This window comes from Sphingomonas sp. J315, assembly GCF_024666595.1.
In the GTDB taxonomy this organism is placed as follows: domain Bacteria; phylum Pseudomonadota; class Alphaproteobacteria; order Sphingomonadales; family Sphingomonadaceae; genus Sphingomonas.
Genome location: NZ_CP088296.1, coordinates 513,440 through 538,784, shown reverse-complemented (window position 1 = coordinate 538,784; position 25,345 = coordinate 513,440). Strand labels below are relative to the sequence as shown.

At 67.5% G+C, this 25,345-nt stretch carries 20 protein-coding genes and 4 pseudogenes; 5 read left to right on the top strand and 19 right to left on the bottom strand.

Annotated elements, in window-relative coordinates:
- Positions 1–124: 124 nt before the first annotated feature.
- A pseudogene (gene purT, locus LRS08_RS02895) lies at positions 125–1,291 on the top strand (formate-dependent phosphoribosylglycinamide formyltransferase).
- On the opposite strand, the gene LRS08_RS02890 reads toward purT, so the two are convergent.
- From LRS08_RS02890 to LRS08_RS02875, 4 genes are all read right to left on the bottom strand, one after another.
- Complete coding sequence (locus tag LRS08_RS02890) at positions 1,288–1,722, bottom strand: hypothetical protein (protein WP_260481308.1); 435 nt, start codon at positions 1,720–1,722, stop codon at positions 1,288–1,290. The pseudogene purT and the gene LRS08_RS02890 overlap by 4 nt on opposite strands.
- Positions 1,723–1,795: 73 nt before the next feature.
- Entirely contained in the window at positions 1,796–2,188 is a 393-nt protein-coding gene (locus LRS08_RS02885; RefSeq protein WP_257844982.1) for a hypothetical protein, read from the bottom strand.
- A 76-nt stretch (positions 2,189–2,264) separates the two neighbouring features.
- A complete protein-coding gene (locus LRS08_RS02880) occupies positions 2,265–3,185 on the bottom strand; it encodes a DMT family transporter (RefSeq protein WP_257844983.1) in 921 nt (306 codons plus the stop codon).
- A gap of 277 nt (positions 3,186–3,462) precedes the next feature.
- A complete protein-coding gene (locus LRS08_RS02875; RefSeq protein WP_257844984.1) occupies positions 3,463–4,977 on the bottom strand; it encodes a fumarate hydratase in 1,515 nt (504 codons plus the stop codon).
- A gap of 74 nt (positions 4,978–5,051) precedes the next feature.
- Between LRS08_RS02875 and LRS08_RS02870 the strand changes: the two genes are divergently transcribed.
- Positions 5,052–5,444, top strand: coding sequence for a hypothetical protein (locus LRS08_RS02870; RefSeq protein WP_257844985.1), 393 nt, complete (start codon positions 5,052–5,054; stop codon positions 5,442–5,444).
- A gap of 195 nt (positions 5,445–5,639) precedes the next feature.
- Entirely contained in the window at positions 5,640–7,670 is a 2,031-nt protein-coding gene (locus tag LRS08_RS02865; protein WP_260481307.1) for a TonB-dependent receptor family protein, read from the top strand.
- Here the strand turns inward: LRS08_RS02865 and LRS08_RS02860 are convergent.
- From LRS08_RS02860 to LRS08_RS02835, 6 genes are all read right to left on the bottom strand, one after another.
- On the bottom strand, positions 7,667–8,527 hold the full coding sequence (locus LRS08_RS02860) for a hypothetical protein (protein WP_257844987.1): 861 nt from the start codon (positions 8,525–8,527) through the stop codon (positions 7,667–7,669). The two genes, LRS08_RS02865 and LRS08_RS02860, sit on opposite strands and share 4 nt — an antisense overlap.
- 276 nt (positions 8,528–8,803) lie before the next feature.
- Positions 8,804–10,096 carry an ATP-dependent protease ATPase subunit HslU gene (gene hslU, locus LRS08_RS02855; protein WP_257844988.1) on the bottom strand — a complete coding sequence of 431 codons (1,293 nt, stop codon included), beginning with the start codon at positions 10,094–10,096 and terminating at the stop codon, positions 8,804–8,806.
- 8 nt (positions 10,097–10,104) lie between these two features.
- Positions 10,105–10,512, bottom strand: a complete 408-nt coding sequence (locus LRS08_RS02850; RefSeq protein WP_257844989.1) for a hypothetical protein — start codon at positions 10,510–10,512, stop codon at positions 10,105–10,107.
- Positions 10,509–11,060 carry an ATP-dependent protease subunit HslV gene (gene hslV / locus LRS08_RS02845; RefSeq protein ID WP_260481306.1) on the bottom strand — a complete coding sequence of 184 codons (552 nt, stop codon included), beginning with the start codon at positions 11,058–11,060 and terminating at the stop codon, positions 10,509–10,511. Before hslV ends, LRS08_RS02850 begins: the two co-directional genes overlap by 4 nt.
- Before the next feature lie 100 nt (positions 11,061–11,160).
- Positions 11,161–11,574: a holin family protein gene (locus LRS08_RS02840; protein WP_257844991.1), complete on the bottom strand. Its 414-nt coding sequence runs from the start codon at positions 11,572–11,574 to the stop codon at positions 11,161–11,163.
- A gap of 36 nt (positions 11,575–11,610) precedes the next feature.
- A complete protein-coding gene (locus LRS08_RS02835; protein ID WP_257844992.1) occupies positions 11,611–12,153 on the bottom strand; it encodes a glycoside hydrolase family 108 protein in 543 nt (180 codons plus the stop codon).
- 167 nt (positions 12,154–12,320) lie between these two features.
- Here LRS08_RS02835 and LRS08_RS02830 point away from each other — a divergent pair, with 167 nt between their 5' ends.
- Together LRS08_RS02830 and LRS08_RS02825 are read left to right on the top strand one after the other, a co-directional pair.
- Positions 12,321–13,073, top strand: a complete 753-nt coding sequence (locus LRS08_RS02830) for a TlyA family RNA methyltransferase (RefSeq protein ID WP_257844993.1) — start codon at positions 12,321–12,323, stop codon at positions 13,071–13,073.
- A 99-nt stretch (positions 13,074–13,172) separates the two neighbouring features.
- Positions 13,173–13,325 (top strand): hypothetical protein, encoded by a 153-nt coding sequence (locus LRS08_RS02825; protein ID WP_257844994.1) that lies wholly within the window; start codon positions 13,173–13,175, stop codon positions 13,323–13,325.
- A 29-nt stretch (positions 13,326–13,354) separates the two neighbouring features.
- On the opposite strand, the pseudogene LRS08_RS02820 reads toward LRS08_RS02825, so the two are convergent.
- From LRS08_RS02820 to LRS08_RS02780, 9 genes and pseudogenes are all read right to left on the bottom strand, one after another.
- Positions 13,355–14,851, bottom strand: a pseudogene (locus LRS08_RS02820) (helicase HerA domain-containing protein).
- Between the two features lie 185 nt (positions 14,852–15,036).
- Positions 15,037–15,885 carry a dienelactone hydrolase family protein gene (locus tag LRS08_RS02815; RefSeq protein ID WP_257844996.1) on the bottom strand — a complete coding sequence of 283 codons (849 nt, stop codon included), beginning with the start codon at positions 15,883–15,885 and terminating at the stop codon, positions 15,037–15,039.
- A 1-nt stretch (position 15,886) separates the two neighbouring features.
- Positions 15,887–17,384, bottom strand: a pseudogene (locus LRS08_RS02810) (gamma-glutamyltransferase family protein).
- Between the two features lie 221 nt (positions 17,385–17,605).
- Complete coding sequence (locus tag LRS08_RS02805; protein WP_260481305.1) at positions 17,606–18,037, bottom strand: gamma-glutamyltransferase; 432 nt, start codon at positions 18,035–18,037, stop codon at positions 17,606–17,608.
- A gap of 55 nt (positions 18,038–18,092) precedes the next feature.
- A pseudogene (locus LRS08_RS02800) lies at positions 18,093–18,215 on the bottom strand (gamma-glutamyltransferase); the annotation flags it as partial.
- Complete coding sequence (locus LRS08_RS02795) at positions 18,184–19,326, bottom strand: gamma-glutamyltransferase family protein (RefSeq protein WP_260481304.1); 1,143 nt, start codon at positions 19,324–19,326, stop codon at positions 18,184–18,186. The gene LRS08_RS02795 and the pseudogene LRS08_RS02800, both read right to left, overlap by 32 nt.
- Positions 19,327–19,372: 46 nt before the next feature.
- A complete protein-coding gene (locus LRS08_RS02790) occupies positions 19,373–20,683 on the bottom strand; it encodes a dicarboxylate/amino acid:cation symporter (RefSeq protein ID WP_257844999.1) in 1,311 nt (436 codons plus the stop codon).
- Positions 20,680–22,275: an N-acyl-D-amino-acid deacylase family protein gene (locus tag LRS08_RS02785; RefSeq protein WP_257845000.1), complete on the bottom strand. Its 1,596-nt coding sequence runs from the start codon at positions 22,273–22,275 to the stop codon at positions 20,680–20,682. Before LRS08_RS02785 ends, LRS08_RS02790 begins: the two co-directional genes overlap by 4 nt.
- Positions 22,275–25,331: a TonB-dependent receptor domain-containing protein gene (locus LRS08_RS02780; RefSeq protein ID WP_257845001.1), complete on the bottom strand. Its 3,057-nt coding sequence runs from the start codon at positions 25,329–25,331 to the stop codon at positions 22,275–22,277. The genes LRS08_RS02785 and LRS08_RS02780 overlap by 1 nt, the downstream gene beginning before the upstream one ends.
- Positions 25,332–25,345 lie beyond the last annotated feature (14 nt).

Genomic DNA, 25,345 nt, shown 5'->3' with positions numbered 1-25,345 from the left:
CCCTCCGTCATGCTTCGCATGCCACCTCCCCCTGGCGGGGGAGGATTGAATTGGGCGTTTGGCATTTACGGCACCCTGAGGGATGTGCGAGGCGGCGGGGACGCTGTTTTACCGAGTGGATGCCATGACCTTTACCGCGAAAATCCTGTTGCTGGGCTCGGGCGAGCTGGGGCGTGAGTTTGTCATTTCGGCCAAAAGGCTCGGGGCGCAGGTGATTGCGTGCGATTCCTATGCGGGTGCGCCGGCGATGCAGGTGGCGGACGGGTGCGAGGTGTTTTCGATGCTCGACGGCGATGCGCTGCGCGCGGCGATCGACCGGCATGCGCCCGATTTGGTGGTGCCGGAGATCGAGGCGATCCGCACCGAGGTGTTGGCGCAGGTCGAGGCGGCGGGGGTAACGGTGGTGCCCTCGGCGCGCGCGACGATGATGACGATGAACCGCGATGCGATCCGCGAGGTGGCGGCGGTCGAGCTGGGGCTGCGCACGTCGCGCTACCGCTATGCCGAGAGCCTGGAGGAGGTGCTGGCGGGGGCGGCGCATACGGGGCTGCCGTGCGTGATCAAGCCGGTCATGTCCTCGTCGGGCAAGGGGCAGACGACGGTGCGCGCGGCGGAGGGCCTGGAGGCGGCGTGGGACTATGCGGTCGCGAACATGCGCGGCGACCGGCGGCGGGTGATCGTCGAGGAGTTCGTCGATTTCGATTACGAGATCACGTTGCTGACGGTGCGGACGCGCGAGGGCGCCGTGTTCTGTCCGCCGATCGGGCATCGGCAGGAGCGGGGGACTATCAGGAAAGCTGGCAGCCGGCGGCGATGACTGCGGGCGCGATTGCCGCGGCGCAGGATATGGCGCGGAGGATCGTCGACGATCTGGGCGGCTATGGGCTGTTCGGGGTCGAGTTCTTTGTGAAGGGGGAGGAGGTGATCTTCTCCGAACTCTCGCCGCGGCCGCATGATACGGGGATGGTGACGTCGATCTCGCAGAATCTGAGCGAGTTCGACCTGCATGCGCGCGCGGTGCTGGGGCTGCCGGTGCCGGAGGTGGTGCTGCGCGGGGCGGCGGCGTCGGCGGTGATCCTGGCGGATCGGGACAGCGCGGGGCCGGGCTATGCGGGACTCGCCGAGGCGCTGGCGACGCCGGGCGGGGAGGTGGATGTGCGCATCTTCGGGAAGCCGACGACGCGGCCGTACCGGCGGATGGGCGTGGCGCTGGCGCTGGCGGGGGGATGTCGATGCGGCGCGGCGGGTGGCGGTCGAAGCGGCGGGGAAGGTGCGGATCGTCTATCGCTAGAGATCGCGGGCGCTGTAGCTGCGGGTCGCGAGGGTTGCGTGGAGGAAGGCGAGGATCGCGGCCTGATCCTCCAGCCCGTGGCGGCGACCGATCCAGACCATGAAAGCGCCCATGGCGAGCATCAGCGCGGGGATGGCGACGAAGGGCAGGCTGACCAGCCGCTCGCCGATGCCGTCCGCGAAGGCCATGGTCAGGCCGAAGAGCAGGAACGCGCCGACGAAGCCGAACCAGAGAAGCATGAACAGCGCCACCGACCGCGGTGCGCCGACGCGCCCGCGGATGCGCGTGCCGCCGGCATGCGGTTCCATCGTGGCGCGGAGCATGGTCTTGAAGTCGTTGCGGAAATTTGGACGGTGAACCCACAGGGTCATGCTCTGATCGGTCCCGGTGCCGAGCACACGGCGGGGGGTATCCGGCGTCACCCCCTCCATCGCCGCCTTGAGGCGGTTTGCCGCGTTGACCGGCGAATGGGGGAGAGGAGATCGATCCGGGCCATGCGGGCGATCAGGGCGCGATGATGGTGAAGCCTGCGACCGGCGCGGTTTCGACATGGTCGTGGTACATGTCGATATAGACCGACACCGGCTGCGCACCTGCGCACTGGACCGTGTAGAGGTCGAGGATGTTGTGATAGGGGCCGATCCCCGCGCTGCCCAGCCTCTGAAATGCGGGCGCAGCGCCGTCCGCACAGCGCAGGCGGGCAAGATAGGCGCGCTCGCCGGGCGGCATATCGGCGCGGATCGGGTTCTTCTCGCTGCCCAGCGGATGCGCCTGCGCGGCGGTAATCGCGGTGCGGAGCTTCTTGCCCTTGAGCCCGTCGAACAGCTGGCCCAGTGCCGGCTGCGCACCGAGCAGGGCGAGGCTGGCGGCGATCAGCGCGATACGAGTCGGTTTCATGCGGTCCCCCGGTCTATTCGGCGCGAGTGTATCGCGCCACCATGCGATCTCAAGCGACGGTCGCGTCGGCGGGGCGTTACAGCGATCCGGCGAGTGCCGCGACGACCCCGGCGGTGACCAGCAGCAGCCCGGCAACCTCGCTGCGCGACACGCGCTCGCCGAGATAGAAATGGCCGAAGGCGATAGTGAAGGCGACCTCGATCTGGCCGACGACGCGGACCAAGGCGACGGGCGCGGTGGCGAAGCCGGTGAACCAGCAGGCCGAGCCGAGCGCGGAGAGCAGGCCGACCTGGCCCGAAACGCGCCAGCCGCGCAGCACCGGGCCGACCTGATCGCGTTCCCGCCAGATGACGAACGCGCCCTGCATCAGCGTTTGAAGCGCGACGGTGGTGGCGAGGACGATCAGCGCGGCGCGGATCGGGTCGGGGGTGCCGACCTGGACCGTCGCGCTGCGGATCGCGATGGCGGTGAGCGCGAAGAAGAAGCCCGAGGCGATGCCGAAGCGCGCGCCGGGCTGGCCGAGCGCGCGGAGCAGTTCGCCGGGCGTCATGCGCTTGCCGCCGGCGGAGAGGATCATCACCCCGGCGACGCCGAGCGCGATGCCGAGCCAGCTTAGCGGAGCGAGATGTTCGCCGAGCAGGACGATCGAGAGCAATGCGCCCTGCACGGCTTCGGTTTTCGAATAGGCGGTGCCGACCACGAAATTACGCTGGTCGAACGCCATCAGGAGGAGGTTGGTGGCGACGATCTGCGCGAGCCCGCCGCCGATGCAATAGGTGAGGAACCACGGGCCGAGCGTGGGGAAGGCGGCGGGTGCGATGAGCCACTGATAGGCGGCCGCCATCGCGAGCGCGAAGGGTAGGCCGTAGAGGTAGCGGACCAGCCCTGCAGCGTTGATCGACAGGTCTTTGCTGACCCGGCGCTGGATCGCGGTGCGCCAGGGCTGGAAGATCGCGGCGAGGAGCGTGGCGGGGAGCCAGATGGGGGAGGTGATCATGGGTTGGGTGGCATCGCGTTCGAGCTCTTCTTCCCTCGCCCCCTCCGCAGGAGGGGAGAGGGTTGCGCAGACTTGGTCTTGCGCAGCAAGGCCTTAGTCGGAGCTGGGAGAGGGTGGGCGGCTGCATCGCAGCCGCGCGGAGCGTCGCTCCGCTCTACCCCTCTCCAAGCTGCGCTAAGGCAGCAAGCTGCCATGCTTCGCTATCCTCTCCCCTATCAAGGGGAGAGGTAATTGAAGACCAAGATCATGGCGGCCCCGGCCCTCGCCGGGGCGACCGTCAGGCCAGCAGCTTTTCCTTCGCGATCTTGTCCTTCCATACCAAAGGCGCGAGTTGGTGGACGTTGTTGCCCTCCGCATCGACGGCGACGGTGACGGGGAAGTCCTGGACCTCGAATTCGTAGATCGCTTCCATGCCGAGATCCTCGAAGCCGACGACCTTGCTGCCCTTGATCGCGCGGGCGACGAGATAGGCGGCGCCGCCGACGGCCATGAGATAGGCGGACTTGGCGTCGCGGATCGCGTCGGTCGCGGCGGGGCCGCGTTCGGCCTTGCCGACCATCGCGAGCAGGCCCTGGTCAAGCATCATGCGGGTGAACTTGTCCATGCGCGTCGCGGTGGTGGGGCCGGCAGGGCCGACGACTTCCTCGCCCACCGGATCGACCGGGCCGACATAATAGATGACGCGGCCCTTGAACTCGACGGGGAGCTCCTGTCCCGCAGCGAGCATGTCGGCGATCCGCTTGTGCGCGGCGTCGCGGCCGGTGAGCATCTTGCCGTTGAGCAGCAGGCGGTCGCCCTGCTTCCAGCTTTGCACGACCTCGGGCGTCAGCGCGTCGAGATCGACGCGGATCGCGGCCTTGTCCGGCGTCCAGTTGACGTTCGGCCATTCGTCGAGCTTCGGCGCTTCGAGATAGGCCGGTCCGCTGCCGTCCAGCGTGAAGTGCGCGTGGCGAGTGGCAGCGCAATTGGGGATCATCGCCACCGGCTTGCCCGCGGCGTGGCAGGGCGCGTCCATGATCTTGACGTCGAGGATGGTGGCGAGGCCGCCCAGCCCCTGTGCGCCGATGCCGAGTGCGTTCACCTTGTCGAAAATCTCGATGCGCAGCGCTTCGAGGTCGTTCTGGGGCCCGCGCTGCTTGAGGCTGGCCATGTCGATCTGTTCCATCAGCGCCTTTTTGGCGAGGAGGACGCAATGTTCGGCGGTGCCGCCGATGCCGATGCCGAGCATGCCGGGCGGGCACCAGCCCGCGCCCATCTGGGGCAGCATTTCGAGCACCCAGTCGACGATCGAGTCACTGGGGTTCATCATCTTGAACTTGGACTTGTTCTCGCTGCCGCCGCCCTTGGCCGCGACGTCGATATGGACCTTGTCACCCGCGACCAGCTCGACATGGAGCACGCAGGGGGTGTTGTCGCGGGTGTTGCGGCGGGTGAAGGCGGGGTCGGCGAGGACCGAGGCGCGCAGCTTGTTTTCGGGGTGGAGATAGGCACGGCGGACGCCTTCATCGACCACGTCCTGAAGCGAGCGCGAGGTGTCGTCGAGCTGGCAGTTCATGCCCCATTTGACGAAGACGTTGACGATGCCGGTGTCCTGACAGATCGGGCGATGCCCCTCGGCGCACATGCGGCTGTTGGTCAGGATCTGGGCGATCGCGTCCTTGGCGGCGGGGGACTGTTCGGCCTCATACGCCACGCCCAGCGCGCGGATATAGTCCATCGGGTGATAGTAGCTGATGAACTGAAGCGCGTCGGCGACGCTGTCGATGAGGTCGTCGGTCTTGATCGTTACCATGGTCGGTCCCTGAGACAATTTGTCCGCCCCTTTAGCCGATGACAGGCGGGTTTCCAGCCGCTAACCGCCACGCCGTGTTCCGGGGGCTGATCCTTTCGCATCGCTGGTGGGCGGCGGCGCTGATTGCGCTGGCGCTGGCGATGAAGCTTGTCGTGCCGGCGGGGTATATGCCGGTGCAGCAGGCTGGCACGATCACCGTGATGGTATGTACCGGCATGGGCCAGCAGCAAGTCGAGATCGACGTGCCGGGGATGCCCACGAAACCGGACGGCGCGAGCCGGGTGGCGGGGCAGCCTTGTACATTTGCCGGGCTGGGGCTGGATATGCTGCCGGGGGTGGACCCGGTGCTGCTGGCCGGGGCGCTGGCGTTCATCCTCGCGCTGGGGTTTGCCGGGGTTGCGGTTCCGCGCGTTGCCCGGGCGCGGCAGTTGTGGCCGCCGATGCGCGGGCCGCCGGTTTTTTCCTGATCCTTTCGACCGTTTTGAATAGCTAGCGCCTCACCGCGTCAGCGCGCCTTGCGGTCACCCTCACCCTTCCGGCGCTTCGCGCCTCCCTCCCTCTCCCAATGGGAGAGGGAAGGGGGCCCGCCGCCGAAGGCGGTGGGAAGGGTGAGGGTGACGCGGGCGACGGCCGGTGGTGCGCCGATCAGGAATGCAAATCTTATGAAGACCCATTTTTCGGCCGCGTTGCTTGCGGCCAGCTGCCTTGCGACTCCGGCCCTTGCCGATGACAGCGATCAGGTGCCGGTGATCATCGTCACCGCCAAGGCCAATCCCGAAGACCCGCCCGTCGTCGCCGAAGCCCGCGAGCGGCTGGCGCGGACGCCGGGGTCGGTGTCGGTGGTCGCCGCCGAAGCCTATGAGGATCGGTTCGCGGTCGGGACGCCCGACATATTGCGCGACGTGCCGGGGGTGCTCGCCGCCAAGCGCTATGGCGAGGAGGGGCGGCTGTCGATCCGGGGATCGGGGCTGGACCAGAGTTTCCACCAGCGCGGCGTGATGCTGGCGCAGGACGGGGTGCCGTTCGCCGATGCCGACGGCTTTTCGGATTTCCAGAAGATCGATCCGCTGGGGGCGCGCTTTGTCGAAGTCTACAAGGGCGGCAATGCGCTGCGCTTTGGCGGGGCGCAGCTGGGCGGGGCGATCAATTTCGTGACGCCCAATGGCAAGACCGCGCAGTCGCCGGTGCTGGTGCGGGTCGAGGGTGGGAGCTACGAGACGGTGCGCGGGGTGGCGCAGGTCGCGGGCACATCGGGCGCGTTCGATTTCTATGCCGGGGTCAACGCCTTCCACAGCGATGGCTATCGCGTGCAGGGCTATCAGGATCAGGTTCGGGGCACGCTGAATCTGGGCTGGTCGTTCGGTGAGGATCATGAGGTCCGCGCGATCCTCTATGCTGCGGACATCTATCAGGGCGTGCCGGGGACGGTGACGCTGGGGCAGGCGCTGACCAACCCGCGTGCGCCGGGGACGACGGTGGTGGCGCAGAACCAGCGGCGCAATCTGGGGACGTTCCGTGGCACGCTCCAGACGCGGTTGCGACTGAGCGACAGCCTGACGTTCGAGGGCGGGGTCTATGCGACGCAGACCGACCTGTATCACCCGGTCGGCGTGTTCATCCTGCAGGACACCGATACGCAGGGCGCGTTCGGGCGGTTCGACTGGAAGGGTGAGCTCGCGGGCATGAAGGCCGATTTGTTCTTCGGCGCATTCTATCGCGAGGGCGGGACGGAGCAGGATCTGTTCGTCAATGCCGCCGGGGCGCAGGGCGCGCGGATTGGCGATGCGCGGCAGATGGCCAATGCGATCGACCTGTTTGCCGAGGGGCGGCTGTTCGTGACCGAGGGACTGGCGCTGGTGGGCGGGGCGAGCTGGGGCCATGCCGGGCGCGATTATCTGAACCGGCTGAACGGGCGCGTGGCCGAGCAGGACTATGAATGGCTCGCGCCGCGTGTCGGGCTGTTGTTCGAGACCGGCGATGCGCAGGTTTATGCCAATGTCACGCGGTCGGTCGAGCCGCCGCATTTCGGGGCGCTGGCGCAGACGAACCTGCTCGGGTCGGTGTTCGTGCCGCTCGATCCGCAGCGGGCGTGGACGGCGGAGATCGGGACGCGCGGGCGCAGCGGCGCGGTGGCGTGGGATGTCACCGCCTATCGCGCGTGGGTGAAGGGGGAGTTGCTGAGCTTCCTGACGTCGCCGACGATTCCTTCGACGATCTTCAACGCCGACGAGACGGTGCATCAGGGGATCGAGGCGAGTGTCGACTGGTGGATCCTGGATGGGCCGGAGGGGCGGTTGCGGCTGCGCCAGACCTATGGCTGGTCGGATTTCCGGTTCGATGGGGATGCGGTCTATGGCGACAATCGGCTGCCGATCGCGCCGGTGCATTCGTACCGGGCCTCGTTGCGGTATGAGGGCGGGAGCGGGGTGTTCGTCGAGCCGAATTTCGACTGGCGACCGCGCGCGACCTGGGCGGACTATCGCAATATGATGAAGGTGCCGGGCTATGCGTTGCTGGGTATCGGCGCCGGGTTTGAGCTGGGTGGGGTGACTTTGTTCGTCGATGCGCGGAACCTGACCGACAGGCATTATGTGTCGGATCAGTCGGCGGCGATCAGCGCGAGCGCGGCGAGTGCAATCTTTCACCCGGGTGAGGGGCGGACGGTGATTGGAGGGGTGCGGGCGCGCTTCTAACCGCCGGTTGGCGACGGGACGGCGGGACAACCGCCGTCCCGGACCCCGCTGACGCTACCTACGCCAAGAATGATTTTCGCCCGGCGGGAGAAGGTCAGGGCCTGCCAGCGGCCGGCATTGCCGGTGGCGGTGCGGCTGCGCAGGAAGGTGAGGTGGAGGAGTTCGTACTGTTCGTCGTCGACGCGGCCTGCGTCGATCAGGCAGGTCCATTGCGCTACGTTCCAGGCATAGTCGCGGCTGACGCCGTCCTGATCGACTGCTTCGCTGAGCCCTTGGTACCAGGCGAGCATCGCCTTGAGCCGTTGCGGGCGCTGTTCGGGCGTGAGGTCGCCGAGCTTGCGGCGGAGGCGGGCGACGTCTTCGTCGCCGGGCAGGGTCTTTTGCTGGACGCGGGTGTCGATCGCCCATTTGACCTTGCGCGGGGTGATCGGGCCGGTGGGCCAGAGGCGGAAGAGTTCGGCGCGGACTTCGAGGAGGAGGGTGACATAGGTGTCGGTCTGGACCTGAAGCATCGCGTCATGTTCGAACAGCGCGGTGAGTTCGGCGAGGGCGGTGGGGTTGAGTTTTCCGTCCTCGCCATGCGCCGCGAGGATGCCGGTGCGGCATTTGTCGCGGACGGGGACTTTCAGGCAGTCCTTCGAGAAGAGCAGTTTGCCATAGGTCGGGGCGAGGTCGCGGAGGGCTCGCTTGAACTTGCGGCGGCTATGGAAGCTTTCGCGCCAGGCGATCAGCTGGGGCTGGAGGCTGCCGGTGCCGTAGTTGCGCTGGGCCATGCCGACCGAGACGAGCTGGCTGTCGAAATTGCCGACGGGCATTGCCCAGCAGCCCATCGTCTCGGGGATCGACGTTTCGCGCATCCGGGCGAAGATCGCGGTGCGGTCGAGGCCGATTTGCGCGAGTTGCTGGGCGGCGTCTGGGGCGATCTGGATGTGGGGGGGTGTCGGCGACTTCGCGGCACGGGGGGCGGTTTTGGGCTGCGGCGGGGAGGGCTGCGAGCAGCGCGGCGGCGATGGCCCAGAGTTTCATCGCCTGCTGTCCTTTTCTTCGTCACCCCGGCCTTGACCGGGGCCCAGCTGCCCTCCCGCCGTTTCAGAAGAAGCTGGGCCCCGGGTCAAGCCCGGGGTGACGAGAGGTTAGAGGACGTATCGGCTCAAATCCGTATTCCGGGCGATGCTCGCCAGCTGGCTGTCGACATAAGCGGCGTCGACGACGAGGGCTGTACCTGAGCGGTCCTCGGCGTCGAAGCTGACTTCCTCGAGCAGCTTTTCCATCACCGTCTGGAGGCGGCGGGCGCCGATATTTTCGATCTCGCCATTCACCTCGGCGGCGATGCGGGCGACGGCGCGGATGCCGTCGTCGGTGAAGCGGACGTCGACCCCCTCGGTGCCGATCAGCGCGCGGTACTGTTCGGGCAGCGACGCCTTGGTGTCCGAGAGGATCGCGACGAAATCATCCTCGGTCAGGCCCTTGAGCTCAACGCGGATGGGGAGGCGGCCCTGGAGTTCGGGGAGCAGGTCGCTGGGCTTGGCGACGTGGAACGCGCCGCTGGCGATGAACAGGATATGGTCGGTCTTCATCGGGCCGTATTTGGTGGCGACCGTGGTGCCCTCGATCAGCGGGAGCAGGTCGCGCTGGACGCCCTCGCGGCTGACGCTGCCGCCGCGCACGTCGCTGACCGCGATCTTGTCGATCTCGTCGAGGAAGACGATGCCGTTCGCCTCGGCGTCGGCCAGCGCGACGCGGGCGACATCGTCCTGATCGAGGCGCTTGTCGGCTTCCTCCTCGACCAGCTTGGCCCAGGCGGCGTGGACATTCATCTTGCGGCGCTTGAGCTGGGGGCCGCCCAGGCCCTTCATCATCTCGCCGAGGTTGATCATCTGCGGCCCCGCGCCGGGGATGTCGAACGGCATGCCGCCCGAGGCTTCGACCTCGATCTCGATTTCGGTGTTGTCGAGATGCCCTTCGTTGAGGCGCGCACGGAAGGCTTCGCGGGTCGCCTGGCTGCTGTCCTTGCCGGTGAGCGCGTCGAGCAACCGGGTCATCGCCGCGGCTTCGGCCTTGTCCTTCACCGCAGCGCGGCGGCGTTCGCGTTCGAGGCGGATCGCCTCTTCCACGAGATCGCGGGCGATCTGTTCGACGTCGCGGCCGACATAGCCGACTTCGGTGAATTTGGTCGCTTCGACCTTCACGAACGGGGCGTCGGCGAGCTTGGCCAGACGGCGGCTGATCTCGGTCTTGCCGCAGCCGGTCGGGCCGATCATCAGGATGTTCTTGGGCGTCACTTCGTCGCGCAGATCGGCCTTGAGCTGCTGGCGGCGCCAGCGGTTGCGCAGCGCGACGGCGACCGCGCGCTTGGCGTCGCGCTGGCCGATGATGTGCGCGTCGAGCGCGGCGACGATGGCTTTGGGGGTGAGGGAGTCGGTCATCTTTTGAATCAAATTCTCTGGTTCGATGCGGTCGATTGAAGTTCGGCGTCGGGTGCTGCGGCGAGCCATGCTTCGGCTTCCGCCATGGTCATGAAGATGCGCAGGCGCGGATGGGTCTGGGTGCGCTCCGCCTGCATCTTGTTGAGGTGGCTGCCGACCACCGATGCGGCGCGGCCGGTGGTGAGCGCCAGTCCGCCCTCGGCGATCTGGGGCAGGAGGTCGGCGACCTCATTGGTCTGAACCGGGAAGTGGCGCGAGTCGATCAGCACGTCGTAATCGTCGCGGATCGCGCGGACCTCCTGTGCCTTGGCACCCGATGCCGCCGCGAAATCGCGCACCGTCTCGACCGTCCACAAGTCGCGGATTTCGACCTGAAGGCGGTTCAGGCGGGGGTTGTAATCGATCCGGAATTTCATGCGGCTGCGTCGAGCGATTCGATGGTGAGGCGGTCGTTGGTATAGACGCACAGCTCGGCGGCGATCGCCATTGCCTTGCGGCACATCGTCTCGGCATCCGGCTCGTAATCGTTGAGCGCGCGGGCGGCGGCGAGGGCGAAATTGCCGCCCGATCCGATCGCGGCGATGCCGGCTTCGGGTTCGAGGACGTCGCCGTTGCCGGTGACGATCAGCGTCGTCGCCTTGTCCGCGACGATCAGCATCGCTTCGAGGTTGCGGAGATATTTGTCGGTGCGCCAGTCCTTGGCCAGCTCGACCGCGGCGCGGAGCAGCTGGCCCTGATGGCGTTCGAGCTTGCTTTCCAGCCGCTCGAACAGGGTGAAGGCGTCGGCGGTGGCGCCGGCGAACCCGGCGATGACGCTGCCGTCACCCAGCGGGCGGACCTTGCGGGCATTGGGTTTCATCACGGTCGAACCCTGCGAGACCTGGCCGTCGCCGGCGATGACCACGCGGCCGCCCTTGCGCACGGAAAGGATTGTCGTGCCGTGCCATTGTATCTTGTCGCTCATGCGCCGGGATATGGGGAAGGGGTCTCGGACTTGCCAAGACCCCCCGCCCGAAACTGACGAAGTTCCGCGGAAACGCCGCGATCCTGTCAGCTTCGCGCCCTTATTTCTCGACGCCCTTGATCTTTCCCCATTGGCGCGCGGCGGTGTAGCCGAGATAGCCGGTGCCGAAGAGCGCGTAGAGCGATTCCGGGATGCCGGAGAGATAGGCGTTCATGCTTGCCGCGATGCCCGTGGCCATGTCGGGCTGGACCGCGCCGATCAGGCCCATCGGGATCGCCCAGAGCAGCAGCGCATACATGACGTAGAGGAAGCTGGGGCGGGCGCGGCTGGTCCAGGGGTCGGGGGATTGCGCCTCCGCGACGATTGCCGAGAGCTGGGTGCGGACCGCCTCCATCTCCTGCGTGCCTTGCAGCTTGAGAAGTTCGAGCTTGGCGGCGTCGCGCGCCTTGGGGTCGGGGATGATCTTGTCGATCAGACCGGCGATCGGGCCGATCAGGCTGGCAATGACACTCATGATGGGTCTCCTGACACTGCTGACAAAATTGCGGGCTTACGAACCGATGCGGTTCGCGAGCCAGCCGTAGAGAAAGGCTTCGTTGGCGGGGCGGCCTTCGGCGAGCGCGATGTAGCGTTCGCCCTGCAGTGCCTCGACCGCCTTGAGCAGCACGCGCTCGCCGGGCGGGCCGCGCGTGTCGAGAAACGCGGCGAGGGCGGCGAGGGTGATGGGGCCGATCTGGCCGTCGACGCCCATGTCGGGATAGTCGCGGCCGTTGCGGTTGAGGCCGTTGAGCGCGCGTTGCAGGAAGCGCGCGGCGACCGCCGGGCCCATGTTGACGCCGGTGTCGAACAGTTCGGCGGCGAGCGCGGGCGCGCGCTGCGCGACCTGGTCGAAGCGCGGACGCAGCCAGTAGAGGCGGCGGTAGATGGCGGCGGCTTCGCTGCGGGGAAAGACGCGCATGTCGCCGGAATAGCCGTGGGCGCGGGCGACCCGCTCGGTCACGCCCCAGCGCGTCGGGCCGCCACGGTCGGCGGGGTGGTCGCTATAGCCGCCCTCTCGGGCGATCACGTCGTCGATCAGTTGGTCGATGGTCATGATTTGTTCCTCTTTGCCGACTCGCGATAACCTATATGGTTCGTTGTAGGAAAGGGGGTTTTTCGCTGAGGCACATCGGGCCTCGCCGTCCGGCAGGCAGGCAGAAGAAGCTGGGCCCCGGCTCAAGGCCGGGGTGACGAGAGGGTGGGGAGCGGTTAGACGGGCGCATGGCCAAGACACGACCCGATCAGCTGCTCGTCGAACGCGGGCTTGCCGAGAGCCGCACGCGGGCGCAGGCGTTGATCCTGGCGGGGCTGGTGTTCAGCGGCGACAAGCGCGTGGACAAGCCGGGCCAGCCGATCGCGCCCGATGCGCCGCTGATGGTGAAGGGCCGCGACCATCCCTGGGTGTCGCGCGGCGGGGTCAAGCTGGCGCATGCGCTCGACCATTTCGGGATCGACCCTGCGGGTATGGTGGCGATCGATGTGGGGTCGTCGACCGGGGGCTTTACCGATGTGCTGCTGAGCCGGGGGGCGACCCGCGTCTATGCGGTGGACAGCGGGACCAACCAGCTGGCGTGGAAGCTGCGGCAGGACGAGCGCGTGGTGGTGCATGAGCAGACCAGCGCGCGGGTGCTGACCGCGGCGCACATTCCCGAGTCCGTAGACATCGTGGTGTGCGATGCGAGCTTCATTTCGCTGTCCAAGGTGCTGGAGCGGCCGTTCGCGTTCGTGCGCGAAGGGGCGTGGGTGGTCGCGCTGATCAAGCCGCAGTTCGAGGCGGGGCGCGGCGAGGTCGGCAAGGGCGGCGTGGTGCGCGATGCCGCGGTGCATGAGCGGGTGTGCGGTGAGGTTGTGGCGTGGCTGGAAGAGCTGGGCTGGAGCGTCGCGGGGGTGACGACCAGCCCGATCACCGGGCCGGAGGGGAATGTCGAGTTTCTGGTCGCCGCGCGCGCCGGGGCGGCGGGTGTGTCACCTTGAATCCCGTTTCGGGTATGCTGCGCGCGATGTGACGAATCTGTGACTCGACATCGCGCGTGGAGAGGCGCAGCATGTCCCTACTCTTGGGGGAGAGTGACGATGCGCATACCGTTGATTGCCACCGCAACCGATCTGCTCCGCGAAGTGCCGGAGGATCCGGCGCAGCGCGAACCGCGAATTCTGGTTTATATCGAAGCGATTGCCGCATGCGGCGTACTGGTCGCCGCGGGATGGGTGATCGCTGCCGGCTGAGCGCGCCGGAACCGCTGGCTGAAACGACCCTAGATTAGTTTCGCGCGTTCGGCGGCGCGTACTGCGGTACGGCCGACGGGCGGGGGCTTGGCCGGGTCGGGCCAGGAGGGCGCGGTGGTCCAGCCGAGATGGGGGAGGCTGACGCTACGCTTGCCCGACAGGTCGGTGCGCGCGACGATCAGGCCCTTTTCCTCGATATGCGCCATCATGCGCTTGGCGCGGCCCATCGAGCTGGTGCCGTAGAGCGCGGCGATGCGCGCGTCCGACGGGCAGGGCTCGCCCGCGCGCGCAGCCTTGGCGATGCCGAGGAAGGGGGGCGAGCATCTCTTCTGGCAGCGACGCGGCGAGGGTGAGCGCGTCGTCCCAGCCGGTGCGGTCGGTGATCCCGGCGCGGGCGAGCGCGAGCGCACTGCGGAAGGCGGGCAAGTCCATGCCCGGATCGACGCCGCGCATTTTGCAGCGCACGCCATAGTCCTGAAAGATCGTGGCGAGCGGGGCGCGGCTGTCCTCTGACCCGATTTCGGCGAGGATCGCGCGGCGGATCTCTTCCTGTTCGCCTTCCTCAAGCACCGGCATGTCGGGGACAGGTGCGGGCGCGGGGGTGGCGACGGCGCGCATCAGATCGGCCATCGGCACCGGGGCGGGGGCGGCGGGGGTGGTAGCTCGTCCTCAGTCGGCGGGGCGAAGAGCATGTCGCGCATCTCGCCGGTCGGGGCGGTGGGCAGCGGGGTGAGCTTGGGGCTGACCGCTTTCGACCCGGTCTGCACCGCGCCGATGCGGACGCTGATCGGGCGGCGGGTGATCGCCGGGCCGAGCGCGAGGAACTCGCCGCGCGCAAGGTCCCGGATCGTGTCGGCCTGACGGCGGTCCATGCCGAGCAGGTCGGCGGCGCGGGCCATGTCGATGTCGAGAAAGGTGCGGCCCATCAGGAAGTTCGAGGCTTCGGCGGCGACATTCTTGGCGAGCTTGGCGAGGCGCTGGGTGGCGATGACGCCGGCGAGGCCACGCTTGCGGCCGCGGCACATGAGGTTGGTCATCGCGGCGAGCGAAGTGCGGCGGGCTTCCTCGGTCACTTCGCCGGCGGCGGCGGGGGCGAAGAGCTGGGCTTCGTCGACCACGGTGAGGACGGGGTACCAATGTTCCCGCGGGGCGTCGAACAGCGCGGAGAGGAAGGCGGCGGCGGCGCGCATCTGGCCGTCGATCTCGAGCCCTTCGAGATTGAGGACGACGCTGGCGCGGTGCTCGCGGACGCGCAGCGCGAGGCGGGCGAGTTCGGTGAGGCTATATTCGGCGGCGTCGACCGCGATATGGCCGAAGGCGTCGGACAGGCTGACGAAATCGCCCTCGGGGTCGACCACGACCTGCTGGACGTAACCCGCGCTGCCCTCAAGCAGGCGGCGCAAAAGGTGCGACTTGCCCGAGCCCGAATTGCCCTGAACGAGCAGGCGGGTGGCGAGCAACTCCTCCAGATCGACGGCAACCGGGTTGCCGCCGCTGTCGAGTCCCATGTCGATGCGGGCAGTCATTGCTGGGGGCTTTGGCGTATGGCGGGGGGTGGGGGGCAAGGGGTGATTGGTCGCAAATCCTCCCCGGCACGGGGAGGTGGCAGCGCGTAGCGCTGACGGAGGGGGCCCGAGGCACGGGATTCCTTTGCCTCGGGCCCCCTCCACCATGCTGCGCATGGTCCCCCTCCCCGTTCCGGGGAGGAATTTTACTTCTTTAGCCGCTCCGCCAGGAAGGCGAGGATATCGGCCTCCGTCGCGGCCTTGGCCGTCACGTTCGCCGCGACCGACTGGCGCGATTTGGTGGGGGTGTCGTAGCTGTGGGTCGCGCCTTCGAACATGCGGAGCGCGATGTCGTGGCCCTTGGCCTTGCTGCGCGCGACGAAGGTTTCGCAGAGCTTGGGCGAGACCTCTTCGTCGGCGGTGCCCATGAAGACGCGGACGGGGTGGTAGGGTTTGTAGCCGTCCTTGTCGAAACGCTTCTTGAGGCCGCAGCCGGGGTAGAGCGCGACGCCGGCGGCGAAGCCGATCTTGCGCATGTCGCCTGGCTTGTCGTCGGCCATTGCGGCGAGCGTGGCACTGCCGCCGTTCGACCAGCCGAGCAGGGCGACGCGGTTGCCGGTGACATCGGGGCGCGACTGGAGGTAGCGGAGCGCGCCATAGGCGTGGAGCGGGCGGAAATTCACCTCGTCCACCTCGGGCGGGCGATCGGCATAGGTCCCGGCGGCGAAACCGGTGGGATGGCCGACCGCGCCGAAATCATCGACCATCAGCGCGACATAACCATTTTCGGCGAGGAGCTTGCCCCATGCCTTGTGCCGCGAGGCGAGGGTAGAGGCGTCGTACTTGCCCTTGGCGAGGGTCGAATAGGCGCCGCCGCGGCCGTGCATCATCACCACTGCGGGTGCCCTGGCGGGGGCGTCGGTTGGTTTGAACAGATAGCCCTTTACCTGCGTCTTGCCGTCGCGGCTGAGGAACTGGACCTCCTCGACCTGTACCTGCTGGGCGGCGACGGGCGCGGCGATGATCAGGGCGATGGGGGCGAGTAGGTGGCGCATCCTATTTCCTCGCTGGCAGGGTGATGGTTTTCGCCACGCCATCCCGGCGCGGGTCGGCACCGCCGTCGAACTTGCCGTCGCGGATCATCACGCCGTGGAGGCCGGAATCCTCGCCCGATCCGGCGCGGACGGTGACGCCGCGCTCGGCCATTGCGGCGAGCATGGCGGGGGCGAACTTGTCGGCTTCGCCGTTGAAGCTGGTGCCGCGCGCGACGAGGTTGGGGAGCGCGATGGCGTCGGCGACGGGGAGCTTCCAGTCGATCATGCCCACCAGAGCCTTGGACACGTAACCCAGGATCGCATTGCCGCCGGGCGAGCCGATCGCGCCGGCGAGGCTGCGGTCGGGGTGGAGGATGACCGTCGGGACCATCGATGAGCGCGGACGCTTGCCCGGTGCGATCGCATTCGGGCCGCTGGGCACGAAGGAGAAATCGGTCATCTCGTTGTTGAGGAAGAAGCCATCGACCATTCGGCCGGTGCCGAACAGGCTCTCGACCGTGGTGGTCATCGACACCGCGTTGCCGTCGCCGTCGATGACGATGAAGTGCGAGGTGCCGGCGACTTCGTTGGTGGCATCGATCCGCGCGGTGACCGCGCCGGGGGGCGTACCGGGCTGGGGCGCGGGGCCGGCGCGATCGCCGATCAGCGCGGCGCGGCTGGCGACATAGGCGGGGTCGAGCATGCCCTTGACCGGCACGGTCGCGACATCGCCGACATAGGCGTCGCGGTCGGCGTACATGACGCGGCTGGCCTCGGCATATTTGACCCAGGCGACGGGGTCGTTGGGACCGCGTGCCCCGATGTCGGTGCGCTCGATCATCGCCATCAACTGGAGCAGCCCGACGCCCGATGACGGCGGGGGCGGGGCGCAGAGGATATAGGTGCGATAGGGGTTGCACAGGCCTTCGCGCACGACCGGCTTGTAGGCGGCAAGGTCCGCCTCGGTCATGCTGCCGGCATAGTCGCCTTCGCGCACCCTGGCGACGATGCGGCGGGCAGTCTCGCCGCGGTACATCGCGTCCGGGCCTTGGGCAGCGAGACGGCGGAGGAAGGCGGCATAGGCGGGGTTGCGCAGCGTGTCGCCGGCCTTGGTCTTCGTCCCATCCGCGTTGCGGAAATAGGCGATCGAGTCGGGGGGTGCTGGCCTGAGGCGCGGCCGAGTTGATGAAGCGGCCGAGGCGACCGGTGACGGTGAAGCCGTTCGCGGCGGTGCGCTCGCTATCGGCGAACAGATCGCGCCATTTGAGCTTGCCGTGCCTCTCCTGCGCCAGCGCCATCATGCGGACGACGCCGGGGACGCCGGTCGCGCGGCCCGACAGGACGGCGGTGCGGAAGCCTAGCGGCTTGCCGTCCGGGCCCATCAGCATGTCGGGGGTTGCGCCCGCCGGGGCGGTTTCGCGGCCGTCATAGACGGTGACGGCCTTGGTCTTGGCGTCGTAGCGGACCATGAACGCACCGCCGCCAAGGCCGCTGCTCTGTGGTTCGACCAGGCTGAGCATCGCCTGGACCGCCACCGCGGCGTCGACCGCGCTGCCGCCCTTGCGCAGCACGTTGAGGCCAGCTTCGACCGCGAGCGGGTGGGCGGCGGCGACGAAGGCCTGACGCTCCGCAGACGCGGCGGGGGCGGTCGCAGTGGCACTGGTATCGGTTCCCGCGCGCGGCGCGCAGGCGGCTAGCGCGGCGACGGCGAGGGTGAGGGTAAGCGGCTTCAACAGGGAGTTCATGGTTCGATTGCCTTGGCACCGGGACGGCGGGGATCGGCGCCGCCGAGGAAGAGAGAGTCGGTAATCATGATCGACTGGGCGCTGCCCATGGTTTCGTCGGAAGTGATGCGATGCCCCTTTGCCTTGAGCGCCGCAACCGTATCGGGGTTGAACCCGGGTTCAACGCGCAGCGACGCGGTGGTTCCCTGATAGATGCGCGGACGGTGGGTCGCCTCGTCGACGTTGAGGCCATAGTCGATCGCGTTGACGATGATCTGAACCACCGTGGTCGGGATCGTGCTGCCGCCCGGCGTGCCGGTGACGAGCCAGGGCTTGTCGCCCTTGAAGACGATCGTCGGCATCTGGGTGGACAGCATCCGCTTGCCGGGGGCCATCGCGTTGAGCGGGGGCGGGGGTGCCGCTGCGCTGTGCCTCCCATGCCTGTTCATGGCTGAAATTGTTCATCTGGTTGTTGAGCAGGATGCCGGTCTTCGCAATCATCACCCCGGAGCCGAAATCGGAGCCGAGCGTGGTGGTGACCGATACGGCGTTGCCGTCGGCATCCGCGACCGAGAAATGGGTGGTCGAGGGGCTTTCATATTTGAGCGGGTCGCCATGCGGGGGCATCGGCACCGGGGATCACCTTGTCGGGCGCGATCAGCTTCACCCGTTCGGCGGCATAGGCCTTGGACACGAAGCCCTTGACCGGGGCGGTGACGAAGGCGGGGTCGCCGAGCACGCGGAAGCGGTCGGCATAGGCAAGCTTCATCGTCTCCGCGAGGATGTGGAGCGAGGCGGCACTGCCCTGACCCATCGCCTTCATGTCGAAATGCTCAAGGATGTTGAGCATGTTGAGCAATGTCGCCCCGCCCGCGCTGGCCGGTGGAGGGGTATATACGGTGTGCCCGCGATAGGTGCCGACCAGCGGGTCGCGCTCGACGGCCTTGTAGGCGGCGAGGTCGGCCATGGTGATGAGGCCGCCATTGGCCTTCATGTCCGCTTCGATCCGGCGGGCGATCTCCCCGGTGTAAAAGGCCTTGGCGCCGCCCTTCTGGATTTCGCCCAGCGTCCAGGCGAGGTCGGGCTGTTTCAGCACCTCGTCCTTGGCGTAGAGACTTCCGTCGGGCTTGTAGAAGACCGATTTGCCCGAGACACTGTTGCCGAGCCGCTCGCGGCCCCAGCCAAACACGAAGGCTTCGTCGGCGGTGAGCTTGACGCCATCGCGGGCGAGACGGAGCGCGGGTTCGACGACCTTGGCCCAGGGGAGCTTGCCCCATTTCTTGTGAGCGTGCTCCAGCCCCGCGACGCTTCCGGGCACCGAAGGGGCGAGATAGCCATAGGAAGCGACGCCGCGTTCCTTGCCCTTGTTGTCGACGAACATTGCCGCGGTGGCCGCGCGCGGGGCGATGCCGCGAAAGTCGATGACGCGGACCTGTTTCGCCTTGGCGTCATAGACCGTCATGAAGCCATCGCCGCCGACATTGCCCGCGCGCGGCAGGGTGACGGCGAGGGCGAAGGCGACCGCGACCGCAGCGTCGATGGCATTGCCGCCGTCGCGCATGATCTGAGCCCCGACCGCGCTCGCCATCTCGTTCTGGCTGACCACCATTCCGCGCGTGCCTACGACGGGGGAGTGGATCGAGGGATATTCGAGGAGGTGGCGGCTTTGCGCCAGCGTGGGCGTGGGGAGAGCGAGGGCGAAGGCCGAGAGGCCGAGGGTAAGGGTGCGCAGGAACATGGGATACCTTTCAGATCCTCCCCGTTCCGGGGAGGATTTTGGTGCCTCAAACATCGTCGGCGGAATTGTACACCGCGACGTCCATCTCTCCCTCCCAGCGCGCGACGGCGGTGGCGATGGCGAGGTCCGACGTGACGTTGGGGACGGTGCGGGTCATGTCGAGAATGCGGTCGAACGGGAGGATGAAGCCAACGACGATCGCGGTCTGCTCCGGCGTGATGCCGATGGCGTGCAGCACTGCGGCGAGGACGAACAGCGATCCCGACGGGACCGGCGCGACGCCCATCGCGACGATGGTCGTGGTGGCGGCGATCACCAGATAGTCGGCCATCGACAGATCGACGCCGAATGCCTGCGCCGAGAAGAGGGTGAGCATCGCGACATACATCGCCGCGCCATCCATGCCGATCGTCGCACCCAAGGGCAGGACGGTCGAGGCGACCGGGGGCGAGACGCCGAGGTTGCGCTCGGCCACGCGGATCGCGACGGGGAGGGTGGCAGAGCTGGACGAGGTCGAGAAGCCGACCATGATCGCATCGGCAATGCCGCGGAAGAAGGGAAGTGGCGAGAGCCATGCCATCAGCCGCACGACGATCAGCCCGTGGATCAGCAGGGTGACGATCGCCGAGCCGATCACGACGCAGAGACCCAGCTTGAGCACTGCGAGGAAGCTGGACGGGCCGGTGGTGCCCATCACCACGGCGATCAGCGCGAAGACGCCGAACGGGGCGGTTTCCATCACGAAGCCGACGATCTTGAGCATCACCTCCGACCCGGCGCTGAGGAACTGGCGCACCGGCTCCGCGCCCTTGCCAGCCGCGATGACGCCCGCGCCGACGAGGATCGCGAAGAAGATTACTGCGAGCGTCTTGCCTTCGGCCATCGCGCCGATGGGATTGTCGGGGATGATCTCCATGAACATCTGCGCGGTGTCGGGCGGCGTGCCCATCGCCTTGGGCACCGCCCCCGCGAAGCTTGCGCCGAGGCCCGGGGCGATCAGCGTCGCGACGATCAGACCGGTGGTGACGGCGAGCGCGGTGGTGAAGACATACATTGCCAGCGTCTTGACGCCGATGCTGCCGAGCCTTTTGGGATCGGCGAGCGCGGCAACGCCCGAGGCGATGGTGAGAAAGACGAGCGGCACCACGAGCATCCGGATCAGGCGGACAAACAGCGTTCCGATCCAGCCGATCGACGTCGCACCCTCACCCCAGACAAGGCCCGCCGCAGCGCCCAGAACGAGCGCGGCGAGGATGCGCTTCCACAAGGCAACGCTGAACCACCAGGCGAAGGCGCGCTTGATCGGGCCGCGTCGTTCGGGCGTCTCGGTGGAGTCCGGGGCAGTGGTTTCGGTCATGCGGGGCAGTTCCATTCGGGTTGGCGCGGCTTGGGCAGCGGGCGGCCGGCGAGCGTGCCGGTGAGCTTGCCCTTGTCCACTGCGAGGCGGCCGTTGACTAGGACGTAGCGGACGCCGGTGCTGGGTTCGTCGGGCCGGTCGTATGTGGCGCGTTCGGCGTAGGTGTTTGGGTCCAGGATCGCGATGTCGGCGAACTTGCCCGGCGCGAGGATGCCGCGATCGGGCAGGCCGAGGATTTGGGCAGTCTGGGCCGAGGAGCGCTGAACGAAGCGCTCAGGGCTCATCAGCTGCTTCTCGTGCACGAACATCCGCCAGCCGCGCGCGAAGCTGCCCATGCGGCGCGGATGGCCGTTGGTGGCGTCGGAGGAGGTGACGACCCAATTCTGACGCGCAAAGGCGTCGATATCGGACTGGACCATGTTGAAGCTGGCGATGCTGGTGCCGGGATCGGCGATCAGGATGCGTGCGGCGGCGTCGAGCGGGTCGAGTTTCCACGCGGCGGCGAGGGCGTCGAGGCGCTGCCCCTTGTGCGGGCCGCTGACGAGGAGGATGGCGTTCGCACCGCCGCGGATGCGCAGGCGTTCGGTCATTTCGCTCCGCAACTGCGCGCCGATGTCGCGGAGCCGCGTCACCATCGCCTTGCTCCCGCCCTCTTGCGCATCCGGCGGAACGAGGGCGGCGGCGAGCGAGGTGCTGGAGGCTTCCCACGGATATTGGTCGGCGGTGATCATCACGCCGGACAGGCGGGCGGTGCGGATCTGTTCGATAATGCGCGGCGCAGTGCCCTGTGCATCGACGCCGAGCGCCTTGATATGCGCGATGTGGAGCGGGAGATGCCCCAGACGGGCGATGCGGATCGCTTCGTCGATCGCAGCGGACAGGCCGATCGAGTTGCTGCCCTCGTCGCGGAGGTGGGTTTCGTAGATGCCGTCATACCTGCCCGCGATGCGGGCGAGGTTCGCCACTTCATTCGCGGTCGCGAACATCTGGGGGGCGTAGAACAGGCCGGCCGAAAGCCCGAGTGCGCCATCGCACATCGCACGCTCGACAAGACGCTCCATCTTATAGGCCTCGCCTCCGTCGGTGCCGCTCGGCGGGCTGACGCGGTGGCCGACGACTTGAATTCGGATCGTGCCATAGCCGGTGAAGCTGGCGACGTTCGGGCCGGTCGGGTTGGCGGAGAGGCGCGCGAACAGGCCGGCGATGTCGCTGGCGCCGCCGCCATCATTGCCGATCGCGATACTGGTGACGCCTTGCAGCAGATGGTTGGCGAGCTGGCGCTTCGCCGCGTCGGGGGACGTCGCGTCGGGGCCGCTATGCGTGTGCGGGTCGATGAAGCCCGGGGCGACCGTGAGGCCCTTCGCATCGAGAGTGCGCCGCGCGGTGATGCCGCGCGGACGCTGGCCGACATAGAGGATGCGGTCGCCGTCCACGCCCACTTCCGCCACCCGCGCCGGGGTGCCGGTGCCGTCGATGACCTGGCCATTGATGATGACGAGGTCGATCGTGCGGGGGGCGGGAACCCGGTCCTGCCCCGCCCCGAGGGGCAGGAGCAGGAGCGGTGCCGCGAGAACGCGGACGGCGCGACGCATCAGAACCGCTTGCTGACCGAGAAATAGATCTGGCGGCCGCGGTTGCTGTAGAGTTCGCCCATATAGCCGTTGGAATTGTCGGCAATCGGGGCGAGCTGGTTGAACAAATTGCGTGCGCCGACGCGCAGGCGCAGGCTGTCCATCGGCCCGCCATCGACCTCATACTGTGCGTAGAGGCTGTGGGTCATGTAATCGTCGACGCGGAAGCGGGTGCCATCCGGAAGCGACGCCGAGGTGTCGGTGACCTCGCCGACATAGCCGCCATAATAGCCGAGCCCGAAGCCGTTGTGACGCCAGGTCACGCTGGCCGAGGCGCGCCATTTCGGGCGGCCATTCTGTTCGACGATATCCTGCGCGCCCGCGATCGCGATGGTGTCATCGATCGTACCGGCCGCCTGTGCGTCGATCAGTGCCTGGGCTGCCGGGCTGGGCGTCTGGTAGAATTCGAGCAGGCGCGCAGCGTTCACCCGGACGCTGAAATCGCCGATGCCGGTGTCCTTGACCTGATAATAGACGCCGAGGTCATAGCCCCGCACCGCGCGCGGCGAGAGGTTGGTGTAATTGTCGATGACCTGGATCACGCGACCCACGGGGGCGATGCCGGTGCCGGCAAAGTCCAGAACTTCCTGCGGCGTCGGGGCGGCGCGCTGGACATTGGGGTTGGACGATCCCTGAAGGCGCAGCAGATAGTCGAGGATCAGCGCATTGCCGTCGCCGAACAGGCCGATCACATTCTGTTGACGGATTTCCCAATAGTCAGCGGTGAAGGTGAGGCGACCCGCCTTGCCCATGTTCAGCTGGAACGTGCCACCGACCGAGAGGTTGTCCGATTCCTCCGGCGTGAGCGACTGGCTGCCCGACCGGTTGCTGACCACACCCTGGCTGCGCGTGCAGGCGTCGAAATTGGTGATGCGACCGGCACGGAAGTCGGCTTCGCACTTCACCCAGTCGGTGCGGGTGTTCGACCGCTGGATGCCGTTTTCGAACAGCTGGGGCAGGTTCGGCGCGCGGAAGCCCTGCGACCAGCTGCCGCGCAGCTGGAGATTGGCGAAGGGATACCAGGACGCCGCGACCTTTGGCTTCGCGACCGTGCTGAACCCCTGATAGGATTCGACGCGGCCAGCGAGCTGGAGATCGAGCGAGCGGATCAGCGGCACGTTCATGTCCGGCGCGACCAACGGCACAGCGAATTCGAGATAGCCCGACACGGTGTCGCGAGATCCGCTGCTGTCCGGGGTCGGGCTGGCGCCCATCGTGTCGCTGCCGTTCGAGCTGCCGTCCAGGGCGGTGAACACGATCGTGCCGTCCAGCCGGTCGTCGCGGTCGTCGGCGAAGGTTTCGTGGCGGAACTCGATACCCGCCGCCATGCCGACACGGCCGCCGGGCAGCGTGAACAGGTCGTTCTTGCTGATCTTGAAATCCGCCATCGCCAGCTCGGTCGTGCTGACGCGACCGATGTTCACCATGAAGCTGTCGATCACCGCCTGTGAATTGGGTGACGAATCCAGGCGGCCCGGGTTGAGCGGGTCGCCGCCGTTGAACGGATTATAGGCACTGGCGTCAGTGCGGCTGAGTGCTTCCTGGAACTTGGTCAGGCTGACGGTGCGCATGCTGTCGGAGGTGCGGGCGCGCGAATAGAGCGCGGCGCTGTCGAAGTCGAAGCCGAGCACTTCGCCGCGGAAGCCGGCGAGGAAGCGGGTCGTGTCGTTGCGGACGCTGACCACCAGCGGACCGGCATCGACCGGGCGATAGTCGATCAGCTCGATCGGCACGCCGGTGGTGGCGACGCCGGTCAGGCCGGGGATGCGGAACGCGCTGCCGGTCGGGCCGAACGGGTTGTAATAGCCGTTCGCCGGGATGATCAGCCGCTGGCTGGCGAGCGCGGTATCCTGTTCGCGCTGCGACTGGAAATCGGCGCGATACCAGCCCGCTTCCGCGAAGAATTCGAGCCCGCTGTCGAATTCGTGATTGAGGAAGCCGAACAGGTTGATGCGGTCGTTGCGCCCCTGAAGCGTGCGGACATCGTTGACGTCATATTTCAGGTTGTTGTCGGTCGAGGCGGTCGACAGCGAGCTGTTGTCCCAGCACGTCCCGGCATAGGGCGTCGCGGCGATGCAGCCTTCATTGGTGTTGGGCTGAATATGGAAAATGCCGCTGCTGGTCAGCGTCACGCCATTGACCTGGGCTGCGGTGGTCGATGCGACGTAGCTGTTGGTCAGCCGCTGGAATTCGCCCCAGATGCTGTCGACCGATGTGTTGTCGAAATCGGAATCGCCAGCAAAGGGCGTGCCCGCGACCAGCGGGCGCATGTCGGCCGAGCGCGAGTTGCGGCGGTCGCGCGCATAGAGCGGGTCGCGATGGTTGTACGATCCGAATACCGAGATGTTCGACTTGCCGCCGTTGAAGCGGTGGCCTGCCTCGAACGCGAACTCGGCCTCGACCTGGCCCGAATCCTCGGTAAAGCCGATCTCTGCGGTGGTGCGCAGCCCGCGGAAATTGTCCTTGAGCACGGTGTTGATGACGCCTGCGACCGCATCCGATCCGTAGATCGCGGCGGCACCGTCGAGCAGCACCTCGACGCGGCGGACGCCCAGGACGGGAATGGTGTTGGTGTTGACGCTCTGCACCGGAACGAGGTTTTCGCTCTGCGTGCCGGGGTGGAGGACCATGCGGCGGCCGTTGAGCAGCACCAGCGTGTTGCCGGTGCCGAGCGCGCGCAGGTTGATCGAGGCGGTGTCGCCGCGCGCGTCGTTGATGCCGCCCGCGTCTCGGCTCTCGTTGAAGGCGACGTCGCCTGCCTGCGGGATCGAACGGAACAGCTCGTCGCCGCTGGTGGCGGCGGTGGCGGCGATGTCATCCTCGTTCAGCACGGTGACCGGCAGCGATCCGGCGACGTCGGCGCCCTTGATCTGCGACCCGATGACCACGACTTCCTCGGCGGCCTCGTCCTGCACATCCGCGGCGGTCTGCGGCGCGTCCTGCGCCATGGCGGCGGTGGCGGAGGCGAGAAGCGAGATGCTCCCCAACAGACTTGCGATCCGGATACTGGTTTTCATGATTACACCTTCCC